Genomic DNA, 14,942 nt, shown 5'->3' with positions numbered 1-14,942 from the left:
TGCGCCGTCTTGTTTACCGGCAGGCAGCGTCTGGGTCTGTCAGGGGTTGTCAGAAATCCCAGTCTTCGTCCTCGGTGTCGACGATCTCACCGATGACGTAGGAAGAGCCGGAACCGGAGAAGAAGTCGTGGTTTTCGTCGGCATTCGGTGACAGTGCTGCCAGGATCGCCGGGTTCACATCGGTTTCATCATGCGGGAACAGTGCCTCATACCCCAGGTTCATCAGAGCCTTGTTCGCGTTGTAACGCAGGAACTTCTTGACGTCCTCGGTCAACCCCAACGGGTCATACAGCGACTCGGTGTACAGCTCTTCGTTTTCATACAACTCGAACAACAGTGAGAACGTGTAATCCTTCAGTTCCTGACGGCGCTTCTCATCGGCCTCGTTGACAGCCAGCTGATACTTGTAGCCGATGTAGTAGCCGTGCACGGCTTCGTCACGAATGATCAGGCGAATCAGGTCGGCGGTGTTGGTGAGCTTGGCGTGCGCCGACCAGTACATCGGGGCGTAAAAGCCGGAGTAGAACAGGAAGGATTCCAGCATCGTGGACGCCACTTTGCGTTTTTCTGGGTCGTCACCGTCGTAGTACGACTTCACGATGTGTGCCTTGCGCTGCAGTGGTTCGTTCTCACGCGACCAGCGGAACGATTCATTGATCTCCTGCGTGGACAGCAGTGTGGAGAAAATCGACGAGTATGACTTGGCGTGAACTGACTCCATGAACGCGATGTTTGTGTAGACCGCTTCTTCGTGGGGGGTGCGCGCATCGGGGATCAGGGAGACGGCACCGACGGTGCCCTGCAGCGTGTCCAGCAGGGTCAGGCCTGTGAACACGCGGTTCGTCATGGTCTGTTCATCCTCGTTGAGCGTCTTCCACGACTGAATGTCGTTGGACAACGGGATTTTCTCAGGCAGCCAGAAGTTACGAGTCAGACGATCCCATACCTCTTCGTCTTTTTCATCGATGATCTTGTTCCAGTTAATGGCTTCGATCGTCTCATTCTCTGATGCATGAATGGGATCCACAGTTGTTCCTCCTCAATCCTGGTGGTGTCGCACATGCACGCCACTAGCCCAGCCTACTGGTCTGAGCGTCGAAAAGACACGCCCGCCAGATGTGATGTGGCCGTGTCCTAGTGCACCTCGCACCCGCATTCGCATTGCCTGTCACTGTCGTCGTCGTGGTCAGCGCCCGCAGTCCTCGCAATCATGTGGGCAGTGGGCGTCCTGTCTTGAGCTCAGCAAACCGGACACGTGCGCCGTTTCCATTCCAGCAACGAGGGCTGCCATCAGCGCGGCCAGATCCGTGTGCGCACATCTCTTGCCCGCAGCTCTGCGATTCTCGCCGCGCCGAAAGATAGTTTTCTCGATCCACACTGTTGCAGCCGTCGTCACAGCAGTAATGCCGACCGCGGCTCCAATAAGTGCAGGATTTTCCTGCAGAGTTTCTTGAAGGGTGTCCAATGCTTGGTGGTGGCCACTGCGGTGATCGCCGTGGCGATGATGTTCTGTGCTGCAGCCGCACTGGTCGTGATCGCAATGCTGTCCGTCGTGGTGTCGATTGCCCGTACAGCCGCACGATCCGTCGCTCTGGCAGTCGCACTCCTTGTGTGGTTCAGGCTCCAACGTCCGATTCGGGTCGAGTGGGCCAGCCTGATCCTTGTCGATCAGCGGAACGGTACGCTCACCAGCGGCTGCGGCACCTTCATCCGATCCGCAGCCACATTTGCCCTTTCCTTTGCCACACGCGCAGCCGTCCTGACCTTTACCGCAGCCACATCCATCGTTTTCACCGCAATTGCAGCTCTTGCCCTCGCATGAAGCATCTCCGTTGCAGCAGGCGCACGCGCCCCCCTCGTCACAATTGCCGACGAACGCGCGGTGATCCTCACAGCTGAACATTGACGCCAATGCGGCTGTAATTCCGCCCAGGAGCCCGGCCTTCAACACGCCGCGAACAGGTCGTGAGCGTACGAAGTCCGGCATGGCATACCACGCGAGCGTGCCGCCTGACATCAACGCGACATAACCGAGTTTGCGCGGATCACTCAGCGCCTGCTCAATGCGGCCAAACGCAGAGCTCCCGCCAACATCCGTGCTGGTTGAGCAGTCGTGATCGTGGCAATCGCAAGTCATCAGAAGCCTCCCATATATCCAGTGCTGTCAATCCTACGTGGCGGCATGTGCATTTGCAGCCAGGCCGGACGAACGCTCCTTCCACGCAGTGCTCCACTTACTCACCTCAGGAGGACCCGATATGAGACAGTGGAACCAGCAGGGGACAGCGTCGCCCTCGTCGATGCTGATGACTGGGACGCCCTGCCCCACGTATCTCTATGACCGGATGAGTCTGCCTGGAGCGTAAGGAGCGCGAGATGACCACTCACACGACCGTTGCCTGGAGCGAGGGCCGTTGGCTTCACGACCCTGCCGATCACCACATTGACGATGCGGGAAAACTGGTGGTAACCGCCACCGAGAAATCCGATGCGTGGGAGCGTACCTACTACGGCTTCAGTGTGAACACTGCGAATGCCCTGGTCAGGGAACTTCTCCACGGTACAGCAATGGAGGTGACGCTCAATGCGGCGTTCTCCGAGCAATTCGACCAGGCTGGCATTTTCGTGCGCGCCGGTGCAAAAAACTGGGTCAAAGCGGGCCTTGAGTTTTCCGACGGAGTGCTGCAGCTCGGCGCGGTCGTCACGCGCGGCGTGTCCGACTGGTCAGTGTCGCCGGTCCACGAATGGCTCAACAAAGATGTGGTGATCCGCGTGAGCCGCCACGACGATTCGATCATCCTGCGTGCCGGCGTGGTGGGCGAGGGCCTCAGGTTGGTGCGAGTACTGCCGTGTCTGCCTGACGATGGCTCGGTGGTGGAGGCAGGTCCGTTCGTGTGCTCGCCGTCCAGGGGCGGACTGTCCATCGCCTTCTCGTCATGGACGCTCGGCCCTGCAGACGCCAGTTTGCACTGACGAGGGTGGTGCGGTGGACCAATTGTGCGCATCCTCGGACTGACTCCTATTGTTAAAGAGCACGGGCCGCATGGGTCCGTGAAAACGCCGGCTGCACGCTGGATGTCACGATGAGGAAACGGTGCTAGGGACAGTACTGACAACGATCACACCCATGATCACGGTGGGAGTGCTGGGAACACTTTTCGCACGCAACCGTCACTTTGTCGGTGCCCTGAACCCGATCAACGACTTCGTCTTCTATGTCACCCTGCCGTGCTACATGTTCACCGTCGTGCTCAATGCGCCACTGGACACGTCAGCTACCCCGGTCGTGGAAGCACTCTCAGGCCCCGTCATCGCAGTGCTCCTCTACTTCCTGCTCGGCTTCGCTCTCCGAGCAGTCTCTAAGCGGCGTCGGCTGTGTCAGGAACGTCGTGAAGGACAGGAAACGGACGCTGATCTCTCCGCCCGTGACCGTGCCCGCACAAGCGGAGCGTTCAACCCGTCCCCCATTGTTTTGGGCGCGACCTTCGGCAACGTCGGATACATGGGTGTGCCTATCGCACTGGCCCTGATCGGACCACAGGCCGGCCTTGCGGGCGGCGTCATTCAACTGCTCCACAACGTTGTTTTCCTGTCGGGCTATCCCATCATGCGTCAGCTCCTGCTGGGACAGTCCGCGCACGAGGAACACGTCGACCGTGATCACGCCACGCATACTGCCCGCCCCCGCCACTGGCCGCGAGCGCTCCAAGTCCTCATCCAGGCCGTCACCATGCCTCCCACAATTGCCTTTGCCCTGGCACTTGGCGTCAATGCCCTGCATATCCGCCTCCCGGAGGCAATCACGCACACGACGTCACTGATTGCCGGAGCCACGGTGCCCTGTGCCTTGTTCGCGATTGGTCTGGCTGTCCCTGAGGCCCTGCGGGCCCTGCGTCAGCGTTTTGTCCCATTGTCAGTGGTCCTCGCTGCGGCCCTGACGAAGACGGTGGTGTTGCCGCTGCTGGTGGTGGGCGTGATCGCAGCGTGTGGCATTGATATTCATTCGGTGTGGGCGCTGACGGCGATCGTCCTGGCGAGCATTCCCTCGGCGTCAGCGGTGCTCAACCTTGCGCTCGGCCTGGATGGTGACCCTCAGGGAGCAACCTCCACGATCGTTATGACGCTGACCGTCTTTCCCGTGACATTCCCGCTGGTGTTCTTGCTGGTGAGCGCCCTGTAGTAGGCGCTTCCTGCCCTTACCTCGGCACAGTGTCGAGGGCGTCCAGCACAGTCCGCGTCCACACCTTTGCGCCCTCTTCGTCGGGGTGAACGTTGTCGGAGGCCAGAAGGTCGGTGTGCTCTGCAATCGCGGCGGCCCAGTCGGCCACGCGAACCCGGTCCTTATGCGCTGCCGCCCATGAACGGATCGTGTCAGCGGCGGGACGAATCCACGTGTCATCGTCCGGGCCAAACCCGGTGACCAGCACGAGGCGACGATCCGGCCCGAGCTGCTTGAGCACCTCATCGAGCTGCTCGGGTGGAACATCACCGTTAGTGGCCAGAGCGACAACGACGTAGCGGCGGGCACCATATTCAGCATCAACCTGCGTGAGGACGGATGAAACCTGATAGATCGAACGCGACACTTCGGCATTGATCGCAATACCCGGACGCTCCTCAGTTAAAGCAGGCGCAGCCGCCAGCGTCACCGAATCCCCGATCACCGTGATCTGATTGCCGGGAATCGGTGTGGCGGGCTGATCTGAATGGTCGTGTCCCGCTCCGGATACGGCACCTGCGGCAGCGGACTGGGCAGCAGACGGGTCGCCCTCGGCCTTCTGGCCGGACGCGGGGGTGGTATCGCCGGCAGCGGACTGCGAGCCGGAAATGGCGGCCTGGCCGGAGCGAATGGCCTGCTCGGCGCTGGACATGGCAGGCTGGCGCGCCACTGCAGTCACGAGCACCCCGATGATCAGCATCGAGACTATGAACACGATGATGCGGCCACGCTCCTGCAGGCTCGTGATCCACAAGCGCACTGTGGCAACGATGCCGCCCTTGCGCAGCGGCGTTTCGATCCACCGATAGGAGGCCTCTGCGATCACGACGCTGAGCGCTGCCAGAGCGAGCGCCATCGGGCGCGGCATGTCGCCATCGACGAGGTAGTAGCCCAGAACCCACAGCGGCCAGTGCCACAGGTAGATGCCATAGGAGCGTTCACCAATCCAGCGCATGAAGGGTGCATCAAGGATGCGGCACAGGAAACGTCCCGATACGGAACCGCTCAGTACTGCCGGCATCATCGCCTGGATCACTCCGACCGCGCCGAGCGTTGCAAGGATCAGAACGATTTCCAGGACGAGCGGACTGTTGTTCATGGGCAACATGATGGCGACCACCACGATGATGACGGCGCCCACGTAGCCCAGCGAGGCGCGAGCCGTCGCAGTGCGCGCACTGATCGGGGCGGGTTCATCGATGCTGAGCGGATCGCCGCAGGCCAACGCCAGCGCGCTGCCTGCCATCAGGCCGAAGGCACGCGAATCGGTTCCCATGTAGATGCGCGAGGGGTCAGCACCTCCCGCTGCCAATGCCAGTGCCCACAGAGCTGATGCCGCCATCAGACATGCAGCGACGATCCAGATCCAGCGCTCTGAATGGGTGAAAACGCGGCGCGCCAGCCACAGAAGGGCGATCACGATGAGCGGCCAGATCAGGTAGAACTGCTGCTCGATGGCCAGGGACCACATGTGGGTGAGCAGCAGCGGCTGATTGCGGTCGAAGTAGCTGGATCCGGCAGCAATCTCCACCCAGTTATAGGTATACGTCAACGCGCCGACGAATTGGCGTCGGATAGCCAGCAGCGCATCCCCGCCGACTATGGCGGCTGCAGCGGTGGCCACCACCACCATGACTGCGACGGCAGGAACCAGGCGGCGCACCCGCCGCACCCAAAAGCCCTTGAGATCAATGTGACCGGCCGTGCGGAACTCATGGATCAGCAGGGACGTGATGAGGAATCCCGAAATCACCAGGAACACATCCACGCCTACCATGCCGCCCGGCATCCACGAGCGCATCAGGTGGTAGATCAGCACCACTGCGACTGCCAGCGCGCGCAGCCCGTCAAGGCCGGGAACGCGCCGCCGGGTGGATGCTGTGTGCTGTGAATCTGCCACGTCAGTCGCGCTGTAGGGCAAAGAGATGGTCAAGCACGGCGCCTCCTGAGACACGCAAACCGTCATGCTGGTACTCGTTTGTCACCCACACGCGCGATCCGCGAATGGCGCTCGCAGTTTCCAGTGACAACTCACGCGGCACAAACATGTCATCGAAGTAGACGGCCGACGCGACAGGTACCGAGTTCTCAGCCAGCACCTCCGGGTCGTACACCGCTGGCCAGTCGGTGCGGTTGGCCAGGATGTCGGCAGCCTCGCCCAGTCCGGTCAGCTCCGGATCCTCATCGAAAATCGAGCGCATCATGTGCTCCCCGGTCAGGTAGTACGGCTCGGACGTATCCAACGGGTCAGCATCTGGATCAAACCCCGCGATCTCACGCGAAAGCCGATCCGCTGACCAGCGGGTTGCAGTGCCCGCCAGGGCAGGGGTGGTCGCAGCGTAAATCGTTTCCTGCAGCACCGCATACATAGGAGTGGTCTGAGCGACCTCGTCTGCCACTTGTTGTAGGAAGTGACGCGACAGGCGTGAGACCCCGTTAACCGTGACGAAGGGGGCTTCCAGCATGTAGTGCAGCGTGTCGAAACGCAGTTGCCCACCCAGACATATGCCGATCATGCGGAAACGCTCCGTGGAGAGGCGCTCACCGGTTGGCAGACATTCCTCGTGGTCACGCACATGCGCGGCGATGCGGCGAATCATCGGCTCATCGTCAGGGTAACGCTCATAGTACGCGCGGTTGCGTGCTGCGGTACGCTCGTAGGTCAGCCGGTAAATCGAATCAATGTCCGTCAGACCGGGCAGACCGCCGGTGTTGAAGACGGCGCGCAGCCCTTCGGGTGCAATCGACAGGTAGCACGTGTTGATGAAGCCGCCAAAACTCTGACCGAGCGTCGTCCACGGCTCATCGCCAGCCAGCTCACGGCGCACAACTTCCGCATCGCGCACAATCTGATCCTGTCGGAACAGCATCAGGTAGTCAGCAATTTCCTGAGCAGTGGGAGCGTGGTCACCCTCGTCAGTGACGGATTGATTGCCGAGGGAACTCAGCGTGAGCTTGTCGAGCCGGTGGGATCTGCCCGTCCCGCGCTGGTCCAGCAGAACGACGCGGTAGTCCTTGAGCACGCGGCCGATGAATCCGTCGCGAAAATCGCCTGGACGGGGGCCTTCACCTCCGGGGCCACCCTGCATGAACACCAGGTATGGCAGGTTGTCTCCATCGGGGGGGATAATCTCGCGAGCGTAAATATCCACCGTCCCGTGGCCATACGCATCGGGCGCATTGTGGTCCAGCGGGACGGTGAATGTGTGGTCGTGAACGGTGCATGAATGGTGAATGTAGCTTCCGATGCGCATGCACCACAGTGTAGCTACGGGTGGCGAGCCTCAGTCGTTGGCGCGCCCCAGAGCAGCCAGGACGTGACGCTCCAGCGGTGTGCAGATCAGCAACGCCACCAGACTCATTCCCAGTCCGATGCCGCCAATCATGAGCAGGCGGACCAGCGTGTCGTCCGTGGCGGCGCTGCGTCCTCCGGTTGACGCCAGCGACAGGCCACGACCCAAAGCGGCGAACAGGATGGATGTCACAACCAGGGGTACGAAACTCTGGAACAGTCGAACAAGGGTGAACAGGTGACGAGGGAATCCCATGCGGTCCAGGGCCTGAGTTTGTGTGAGTCGATCGAAGACCCCTGACGCCTGGTTCATCAGGGTGGACAGGGCTGACACGGCGAAGCCGATTCCCAGCGTGATCGTCACGCCCAGCGGGACGTCGTGCGTGAAGAGGATTACCTCTGGCGATATTTCCTGCTTTGTGGTGGACACCGTAGCGAAGTCCATGACGGAGGTGAACCCGCCGATGAAGCACAGAATGGACAGCGCTCCGACTGCGCGCCACACAGCGCGCGGGTCATCCATGATGCGGCGGGCCGCCAGGACCACCGAGGGGAAGTGACTCAGCGTGAATGGTGCAGCCAGCAGCTGAATGATGAACGGAGCTGCGATTGCGATCGCGATGATGGTGACAGATAACAGCGCAATAACAACGAGCATTCCCTGATTATTGAAGTCGGCGGTCGGGAAGATAGCGAAGGTGCAGAACAGAACGATTGCTCCTGCCAGGACGAACAGGCGCCACATCCGCAGTGCCTTCGGTGTATGCCGCTTGGCGACTCCCAGCGGTGAGATCCGCACTTTCTGCAGGCCGACCAGTGTTGAGATGACTGCGATAGTGAGCAGGACGGCCAGCACAATCGCCAGCATCCATGCAGGCACGAGCATCTCGGCAGGGTCGATGGCGACAGTGAGGAAATGAGCGTACGACCACAACGGCAGTGTCACCACGTACAGTATGACGCCAATGGCTGCGCCGATTACCCACTGGATAACCGTTTCCACCAGTGCGATCAGGATGACCTGCCCACTTGTTGCTCCAACCAGACGCAGTGAGGCGAGGCGTTCGGATCTGCCCTGTGCTCCCAGGCGTGCCGCTGAGGACCCGAGAGAGAACACGGGGAAGGCAAGTAAGACGACTGCGAACAGGGCGAACACGAGATACGCTTCTGTTGCCGATGGATGCAAGTCGAGGCGTGCGAACGCTTTCAGGAGGCGCTCGGAAGGATCATTTGCCCATGTGTAGAACATCCACACGCCGCCTGCCACAGTCAGCGTCATCGCGGTGGACAGTGCAAATGATGCGACGGCTAGGACGTCCAGCCACGCGTCTCCGGCACGGGAGCGCAGCCTGCCGACGGTGAGCATCGGAGCCAAGTGCAGGGTCTTCATCGCAGACCACCACCGGGGGCCTGAGCAGGAACCTCGCGCACACCCGAATCTGCGTGCACAACGCCGTCACGGATTTCAACGAGTCGTTGACACCAGTCGGCAACGTGTGAATCGTGCGTGACGATGATGAGCGTTGCGCCACTCATCTGCGTTGTTGTGGTCAGAATCTGCATCACCTCGTGGCCGGTGGACTGGTCGAGCGCGCCGGTCGGCTCGTCGGCAAAAACCACGCTGGGAGAGCCTGCCAAGGCGCGTGCGATGGCGACGCGCTGCATCTGCCCGCCTGACATTTCACCGGGACGGCGCGACTTCTCGGTACCCAGGCCGAGCCGCTCCAGCCACATATCGGCCTGAGCGAGGGACGCTTTGCGGCTTTGCCCCGTCAGCATCAGCGGCACGGCCACGTTTTCACGTGCGGGAAGTTCGGGGATGAGCTGGCCATCCTGGAACACGAAGCCGAATCGGGCCAGGCGCAGTTTGGAGCGGCGCGCGTCGGACAGTGCTGAAATGTTGTCCTGCCCCAGGAACGCGGCTCCCGATGTGGGTGGCAGAATCCCAGCCAGGCAGTGCAGCAGTGTGGACTTGCCGGACCCTGACGGACCCATGATCGCCACTGACTGCCCGGGCGGGAATTCGATGTCAACGCCTCGTAGAGCCGGTACGGTACCGAAATTCTTCGTCAACGCGTGGCCGCTGAGCACCTGAGGTGTTGCGGACGCGGAATTCATTCTTTGTGCCATGTCACCAGTACATCCTTTTGCGTGCTGATTCAACAGTGAGCAGGGGCGATATTTCATGGTAGAGCCAGGTCTACTGTCTGAACCGACCAGTACTGGAGCGCGCCGTCACCCTCCGGGCTGCGTGTGGCGCTTATAGGATGTTCGTGTGCAGATGCGAGATGAATGGAAAGCGTTCCTATGCGGAGCAGGCGCATGTCTCAGCGCTCTGACTGCATGCCTGTTTGCCATGATGTTTCTCAGCAATCCCGGGATTGGTCTGGGTGTGGCGGTCGTGTGCGCACTCGCCGTATTTGCGGCCTGCCTGTTCAACGTGTGGACAATGGTCAGGGACCACGACGGTGGGGCGTGGTGGCGCCGCTCGACTGCTCCTGCAGCGCCCGACGCTTTTGACGAGGTGGTGCACGCGCACCGAGACATCGCCAATGCCTTCGAAATTGAGCGCCGCCGCATTGAACGCGACCTGCATGACGGAGCGCAGCAGTTCATCGTTGCAGCATCAATGGATATCGGGGAAGCGGCTTTGATGCTCGATGACCTGTCAGTGGGCGACAGCGTGGATCCCGCGAGTATGCGCAGCGTCAGCGAACGCCTCGAATCAGCAGCCCAGCGCACGGGAAAAGCTCTGTCCGCCTTGCGTCGCACAGTTGCCGGCATCCACCCTAAAGTGCTGTCAGATCTGGGGCTTGAGGCAGCGGTGCGAGACCTGGCGGACGCCAGTCCGCTGGACGCCGACGTCAAGGTACCCATCCCGCTTCCCGACATTCCTCAGGGCGTGATTGCTGCCGGATACTTCATGGTGGCTGAATGCCTGACGAACGCCGCGAAGTATGCGCCTCACGCGCATGTCACCGTGCTGGTCATCGCCGGTGAGAATCTGCAGATCACAGTGACAGATGACGGTCCTGGAGGAGCAAGCGTGCGCGCCGACGGCGGACTGGCTGGCATGCGTGAACGGCTGGCCTCTTTCGGCGGTTCCCTGGATGTGTCCAGTCCCGAGGGTGGCCCGACCATTATTTCGGGGCGAATTCCGCTCATGTTGATGCGCGGCGAATTCAGCGTCACATCACGAGCCGGCTCACCCCTCACCAATAAGGAGGCATGATGAAACTCATCGTGGCAGATGACTCCACGCTTTTCCGTGAAGGCATTATCGGCCTGCTGGAGCGACGCGGCCATGAGGTCATCGTTCACGTCGCCACAGCGCCGGAGCTGATTGACGCAGTTGGACAGGTCGACGCGGACCTGGTGATCACCGATGTGCGCATGCCGCCGGGAATGAGTGATGACGGCCTGCGTGCAGCAGTTGAGATCCGCAGACAGCACCCTGGTTTGGGAATAGTGGTGCTGTCACAGTATGTGGCACCGGCCTACGCGCGCGAACTGTTCAACCCGCAGTCCGCCCACCATCCGGCTTCGGATGTCAGGTTTGCGGGGTCACCTTCGGCCGGCAATGCGGATGAGGATGCCCCCGGAGGTCTTGGCTACCTGCTCAAAGACCGTGTCGCGAGGGTGGCTGACTTCATCCGATCGCTCGACATTGTCGCTGCTGGCGGCGTGGTGATCGACCCGGAGGTGGCGGCGGAGCTGATGCGGCACGAGCCGTCGAAGCTGTCCACGCTGACTGAGCGCGAAATGGAGATTCTCGCGCTCATGGCGCGCGGATTGTCGAATGCGGAACTGGCCGATGAACTGGTCGTATCGGCGGCAACCGTGTCGAAACACGTGGCGAACATCTTCCTCAAACTCGGCATGGAGCCGGGTGAGGAGAACCGTCGGGTGCGCGCGGTGCTGGCCTACCTGACTGAGCAGCACGCGCAGCGCTGATTGCCGGCGTACCGTCGCGCTCGTGCCGGCCTGGCTTAGCCGGCGTCGACCACGGGCGTGAACTGCTGCCAGATGACGCGCGCCGTGTCAGCACTGGATCCTGCCCACACGTGAGTGATGCGGATTGTGCCTGGCCACGTCGCATCGCTGCCTGAAATCGTAAAGGTAGCGATCCACATGTTCGCGCCGCTCTCACAGATCTCGATGCGACTGACCCGGCACGACTCGCCTGGACGAATCGGCACATCACGCAGCTCTAAGCGATCGTGTCCCTCATGGTCAATAATGCGGGCACCTCCCGCCTCATACGTGCCAAGCTCCTTGACGTTGAGGCTGGCCCACGCGCGGATCAGACTCTTTTGCCGACGCCGTATCGTCGCTGCGGAGTCAACGGTGGGCGGGTCACCCTCGTCAATCGGGGATGCACAACCAGAACCTGGTGAGGACTCAAAACCTGAGCCGGATACGGATGCGAAACCTGGGCCCGGCTCGGGGGCTCGACCATCGCGGTACGCTTCTGCCGCGCCGCGCGCGTGAGTGTCAGCCAGCTCGTTGAGGTCATGTCCGGCGTGGCCGCGCACCCACGCGAAGTGTGCATCGCGTGAGGCGATGAGCCGGTCAATCTCCTGAATGACCTCGAGGTTCGCGATCGGCTTCTTGTCGGCTTTCTGCCACCCCTTCTTCTTCCACGACGGTGCCCACTTGGTGATGACGTTAATGGCGTACTGTGAATCAGCCAGGATTTCCAGGCGTCTGCCGCGCAGCTCATCCGTGTCGGTTGCGCGCAGGAGCTCCAACACGGCGGTCAGCTCGCCCAGGTTGTTCGTTCCTGACGGCCAGCCACCGGCATCCCAGTGGTCACGGTCCACGACCCACGCCCATCCGGCAGGTCCTGGATTTCCAAGCGATGAGCCGTCGACGGCAGCGCGGATCGGATCTGACGATTCACTCATTGATTCCCACCTGACTGAGGGCGAAAGCGAACTCTTCGGCGCGGGAGGCCCAATGCCCGTAACGTCCGGACGGGCCGCGGTGTCCGGCAACCATCTGGGTGCGCATGATGATCGGGCGCTCAGTCGGGTCGCTCTGACCGGCAAATGTGGTTGTGACGGCTGCACTGCCCAGCTCAGATGCACGGCCCGCCGCTGTCGTATTGCCCGCAGTGGCCTGGCGCAGGCGCTGCACCCACTTCAGCGGCTCACCGAAGAGCACGCGCGTGTCGTTAATGCTGGTGGAGGCCATAATCGCGGGATACTCCACGCCGTCGGCAACATTTTCATACGGCGAATACGACTTCATAACGGTGTAGATTTCGCGATCTTCAATCGGATTGCCCCACTCTTCCCATTCACCGACAGTCAGCGGCAACGAGGGATCAAGGATCGAGGTCAGTGCGTCAACGAACGGCACGCCGGCCAAGATCACCCGGAACAGGTCAGGTGCCATATTCGTCACCGCACCCATGAGCAGGCCGCCAGCCGAACGTCCCTCCGCGATCAGGCGGTGTGGCGCTACCCACCCGGCGTCGACAAGGAAGCGCCCCACGTCGATGAAATCGGTGAACGTATGGGTTTTCACCTCGCGCCGGCCATCCTCGTACCACCAGCGCCCCATCTCACCGCCGCCACGAATATGAGCGAGGGCGAACACGACGCCTCGCTGAATGGCCGGCAGGCGCAGCACGGAAAACTCCGGGTCGTTGGAAATCTCATACGAGCCGTAGCCGTACAGCCAGCCTGCTGCACGTCCATCGCACGCAGCGTCGCGGCGGTGCACCAGTGTGACCGGGATACGGGTGTGGCCATCACGAGCCGTGACCCACACGCGCTCTTCCACATAGCCGGCGCGCTGCTCGGCATCCCACCCGGGCACTGCTTTTTCACGCAGGACGTGTGCGGATCCGTCACGAGGATCAACGGAGACCGTGCGAGGCGGCTGCGTGATCGACTGACATTCAACCAGGATCAGCCGGTCGTGCCAGTCGAGTTGACCCACAGTGTTCATCGTGAGGACCGCACCGTTATCGTGAGCGCCGGGCAGAACCGCGCGGGGCTCGGACCAGATTTGCGCGTAGTCGGGACGATGTTGACGCGCACTCGCAGCGGCAGTTTCGGGCGTGGTGGGAGCGGTGCGCGTCATGTACTCCAGCCAGGTCTGGCCATCGCGACGCATCGAGATCACGCACATCGACTCATACGCCTCCACATCCAGCAGGCGCGGTCCTTGGCTGTCACCCTCGATCAGCGTGTGCCACGTCGAATAATCCACCGATTCGGCAGCGCCTCCCTCGTCCCTGACCTGCGGAAGCGGTGCGATGGCGAGGCTGCCTTCGCGACTGTCGGCGGTGTGGATCAACAGGAGGTGATCGCCGGCCGGTTCTGCGCTGACCAGGACGCCCGGCCTGCGGCCTGTGACGCTGACCGGCATGTGGTGCGGCTGGAGGGTCGGCCACAGCCATACCTCGCTGGTGGACGTCGAAGCCGACGTGATCACCACCCAGTTCGGGTCACGTGCCTGCTCAAAGTAGACTTCGAAACGCTCATCCGGCTCGTCAAGAAGGCGGCGGTCGTGCGCTGGATCCTCACCTACGACGTGCAGCCACACCTGGCATGCGCGCCAGGCATCGTCGACCCGCGTGTACAGCACCGACGCTGAATCAGCTGACCATGCCACGCCGTACCCAACGTTCGTGACCTGCTCATCGACCGTGCGCCCGGAGGCAATATCCGTGACCACCAGCGTGTAGCGCTCATCTCCGCTTGTGTCCTTGAGCCACGCCACGCGTGTACCGTCCGGGCTGGGCGCCCACTCGCCCACAGAAAAGAACTCTTCGCCCGCAGCCAGAGCATTCTCATCAATGACGGTTTCCTCACCCGGAGCGGGACGGTCGGCGTGGATCGTGGGCGGAGCAAGTGGGGCGGCGTCGACGTGCGCTGGCGATTCGTCATTGACGAGGGTGACCGGCACGCGCTGATGAGACACATACTGTGAGCCTTCTTCGGTGCGATCGAAATACCAGTACTGGCCGATGCGGATCGGTACGGTGACATCGGTTTCAACGGTGTGCGCCTTGAACTCGCTGACCAGCGTGTCGCTCAGCGCGCGCAGCGGAGCCGTGACGTGATCGGCCCACGCGTTTTCCTTTTCCACTAGGTCGATGACTGCAGGGTCGTCCGCGCAACGCAACCACTGGAAGGGATCTGCGAAGGAATCACCGTGGAAGGAACGCGGCGGATCCAATGGCCGGGACTGTGCTCGCGGCGGATCCAATGGCCGGGACTGCGCTCGCGGCGGCTGGATGCCTGCGTCGTGGTGCTGTTTGTTGTCAGATGGCGCGGAAGAGTGGTGCATGGCTGTCAGTGTAGACGCTTGACAGCGCGCCGGTTCGATGCGGGCGCCAGGGCTGGAGGTGCTGCCTCGGGCCGAGCCTCGTGTCATCCGCGTGCACGATGCCCTAGATTTAAGCCCCCAAGGTGC

13 protein-coding genes are annotated in these 14,942 nt (G+C 61.8%); 5 read left to right on the top strand and 8 right to left on the bottom strand.

Features of this window, described 5'->3' with window-relative positions:
- Positions 1 to 49 precede the first annotated feature (49 nt).
- Positions 50 to 1,018, bottom strand: a complete 969-nt coding sequence (gene nrdF / locus AC1EJ1_RS05115) for a class 1b ribonucleoside-diphosphate reductase subunit beta (RefSeq protein ID WP_058237952.1) — start codon at positions 1,016 to 1,018, stop codon at positions 50 to 52.
- A gap of 168 nt (positions 1,019 to 1,186) precedes the next feature.
- A complete protein-coding gene (locus AC1EJ1_RS05110; RefSeq protein WP_157843528.1) occupies positions 1,187 to 1,465 on the bottom strand; it encodes a hypothetical protein in 279 nt (92 codons plus the stop codon).
- 6 nt (positions 1,466 to 1,471) lie between these two features.
- On the opposite strand from AC1EJ1_RS05110, the gene AC1EJ1_RS05105 reads away from it, so the two are divergent.
- The 3 genes from AC1EJ1_RS05105 to AC1EJ1_RS05095 all read left to right on the top strand — a co-directional run bounded on the left by AC1EJ1_RS05105 (position 1,472) and on the right by AC1EJ1_RS05095 (position 4,180).
- A complete protein-coding gene (locus tag AC1EJ1_RS05105) occupies positions 1,472 to 1,822 on the top strand; it encodes a hypothetical protein (RefSeq protein WP_058237661.1) in 351 nt (116 codons plus the stop codon).
- A 554-nt stretch (positions 1,823 to 2,376) separates the two neighbouring features.
- Positions 2,377 to 2,973: a DUF1349 domain-containing protein gene (locus AC1EJ1_RS05100; RefSeq protein ID WP_070728005.1), complete on the top strand. Its 597-nt coding sequence runs from the start codon at positions 2,377 to 2,379 to the stop codon at positions 2,971 to 2,973.
- Positions 2,974 to 3,094: 121 nt separating this feature from the next.
- Positions 3,095 to 4,180: an AEC family transporter gene (locus AC1EJ1_RS05095; RefSeq protein WP_141757425.1), complete on the top strand. Its 1,086-nt coding sequence runs from the start codon at positions 3,095 to 3,097 to the stop codon at positions 4,178 to 4,180.
- Between the two features lie 16 nt (positions 4,181 to 4,196).
- On the opposite strand, the gene AC1EJ1_RS05090 is transcribed toward AC1EJ1_RS05095, so the two are convergent.
- Genes AC1EJ1_RS05090 through AC1EJ1_RS05075 form a run of 4 tightly spaced genes read right to left on the bottom strand, consistent with a single transcriptional unit; the run spans position 4,197 to position 9,641 of the window.
- Positions 4,197 to 6,152, bottom strand: a complete 1,956-nt coding sequence (locus tag AC1EJ1_RS05090; RefSeq protein ID WP_480295472.1) for an acyltransferase family protein — start codon at positions 6,150 to 6,152, stop codon at positions 4,197 to 4,199.
- Positions 6,121 to 7,473 (bottom strand): alpha/beta fold hydrolase, encoded by a 1,353-nt coding sequence (locus tag AC1EJ1_RS05085; protein WP_070728014.1) that lies wholly within the window; start codon positions 7,471 to 7,473, stop codon positions 6,121 to 6,123. Before AC1EJ1_RS05085 ends, AC1EJ1_RS05090 begins: the two co-directional genes overlap by 32 nt.
- Before the next feature lie 30 nt (positions 7,474 to 7,503).
- Positions 7,504 to 8,901, bottom strand: coding sequence for an FtsX-like permease family protein (locus AC1EJ1_RS05080; protein WP_480295470.1), 1,398 nt, complete (start codon positions 8,899 to 8,901; stop codon positions 7,504 to 7,506).
- On the bottom strand, positions 8,898 to 9,641 hold the full coding sequence (locus tag AC1EJ1_RS05075) for an ABC transporter ATP-binding protein (protein ID WP_257590346.1): 744 nt from the start codon (positions 9,639 to 9,641) through the stop codon (positions 8,898 to 8,900). The genes AC1EJ1_RS05080 and AC1EJ1_RS05075 overlap by 4 nt, the downstream gene beginning before the upstream one ends.
- Before the next feature lie 151 nt (positions 9,642 to 9,792).
- On the opposite strand from AC1EJ1_RS05075, the gene AC1EJ1_RS05070 reads away from it, so the two are divergent.
- A complete protein-coding gene (locus AC1EJ1_RS05070; RefSeq protein ID WP_257590422.1) occupies positions 9,793 to 10,743 on the top strand; it encodes a sensor histidine kinase in 951 nt (316 codons plus the stop codon).
- Entirely contained in the window at positions 10,743 to 11,465 is a 723-nt protein-coding gene (locus tag AC1EJ1_RS05065; RefSeq protein WP_092648075.1) for a response regulator transcription factor, read from the top strand. Before AC1EJ1_RS05070 ends, AC1EJ1_RS05065 begins: the two co-directional genes overlap by 1 nt.
- A gap of 35 nt (positions 11,466 to 11,500) precedes the next feature.
- Here AC1EJ1_RS05065 and AC1EJ1_RS05060 read toward each other — a convergent pair whose 3' ends face one another.
- Together AC1EJ1_RS05060 and AC1EJ1_RS05055 are read right to left on the bottom strand one after the other, a co-directional pair.
- Positions 11,501 to 12,418 (bottom strand): ribonuclease H family protein, encoded by a 918-nt coding sequence (locus tag AC1EJ1_RS05060; protein ID WP_083314564.1) that lies wholly within the window; start codon positions 12,416 to 12,418, stop codon positions 11,501 to 11,503.
- On the bottom strand, positions 12,411 to 14,816 hold the full coding sequence (locus AC1EJ1_RS05055; RefSeq protein ID WP_480295468.1) for a S9 family peptidase: 2,406 nt from the start codon (positions 14,814 to 14,816) through the stop codon (positions 12,411 to 12,413). Before AC1EJ1_RS05055 ends, AC1EJ1_RS05060 begins: the two co-directional genes overlap by 8 nt.
- Positions 14,817 to 14,942: the final 126 nt, after the last annotated feature.

Source organism: Pauljensenia sp. C0170B4 (assembly GCF_056590235.1).
Note: the sequence above shows the minus strand (reverse complement) of the source record. Positions and strands in the feature narration are given on the sequence as shown.

What these genes read in the sequence shown, in the direction of transcription:
- AC1EJ1_RS05085 (WP_070728014.1), bottom strand. Translation starts at nt 7,473, where the DNA reads ATGCGCATCGGAAGCTACATTCACCATTCATGCACCGTTCACGACCAC.
- AC1EJ1_RS05055 (WP_480295468.1), bottom strand. Translation starts at nt 14,816, where the DNA reads ATGCACCACTCTTCCGCGCCATCTGACAACAAACAGCACCACGACGCA.
- AC1EJ1_RS05075 (WP_257590346.1), bottom strand. Translation starts at nt 9,641, where the DNA reads ATGGCACAAAGAATGAATTCCGCGTCCGCAACACCTCAGGTGCTCAGC.
- AC1EJ1_RS05080 (WP_480295470.1), bottom strand. Translation starts at nt 8,901, where the DNA reads ATGAAGACCCTGCACTTGGCTCCGATGCTCACCGTCGGCAGGCTGCGC.
- AC1EJ1_RS05065 (WP_092648075.1), top strand. Translation starts at nt 10,743, where the DNA reads ATGAAACTCATCGTGGCAGATGACTCCACGCTTTTCCGTGAAGGCATT.
- AC1EJ1_RS05070 (WP_257590422.1), top strand. Translation starts at nt 9,793, where the DNA reads ATGCGAGATGAATGGAAAGCGTTCCTATGCGGAGCAGGCGCATGTCTC.
- AC1EJ1_RS05100 (WP_070728005.1), top strand. Translation starts at nt 2,377, where the DNA reads ATGACCACTCACACGACCGTTGCCTGGAGCGAGGGCCGTTGGCTTCAC.
- AC1EJ1_RS05060 (WP_083314564.1), bottom strand. Translation starts at nt 12,418, where the DNA reads ATGAGTGAATCGTCAGATCCGATCCGCGCTGCCGTCGACGGCTCATCG.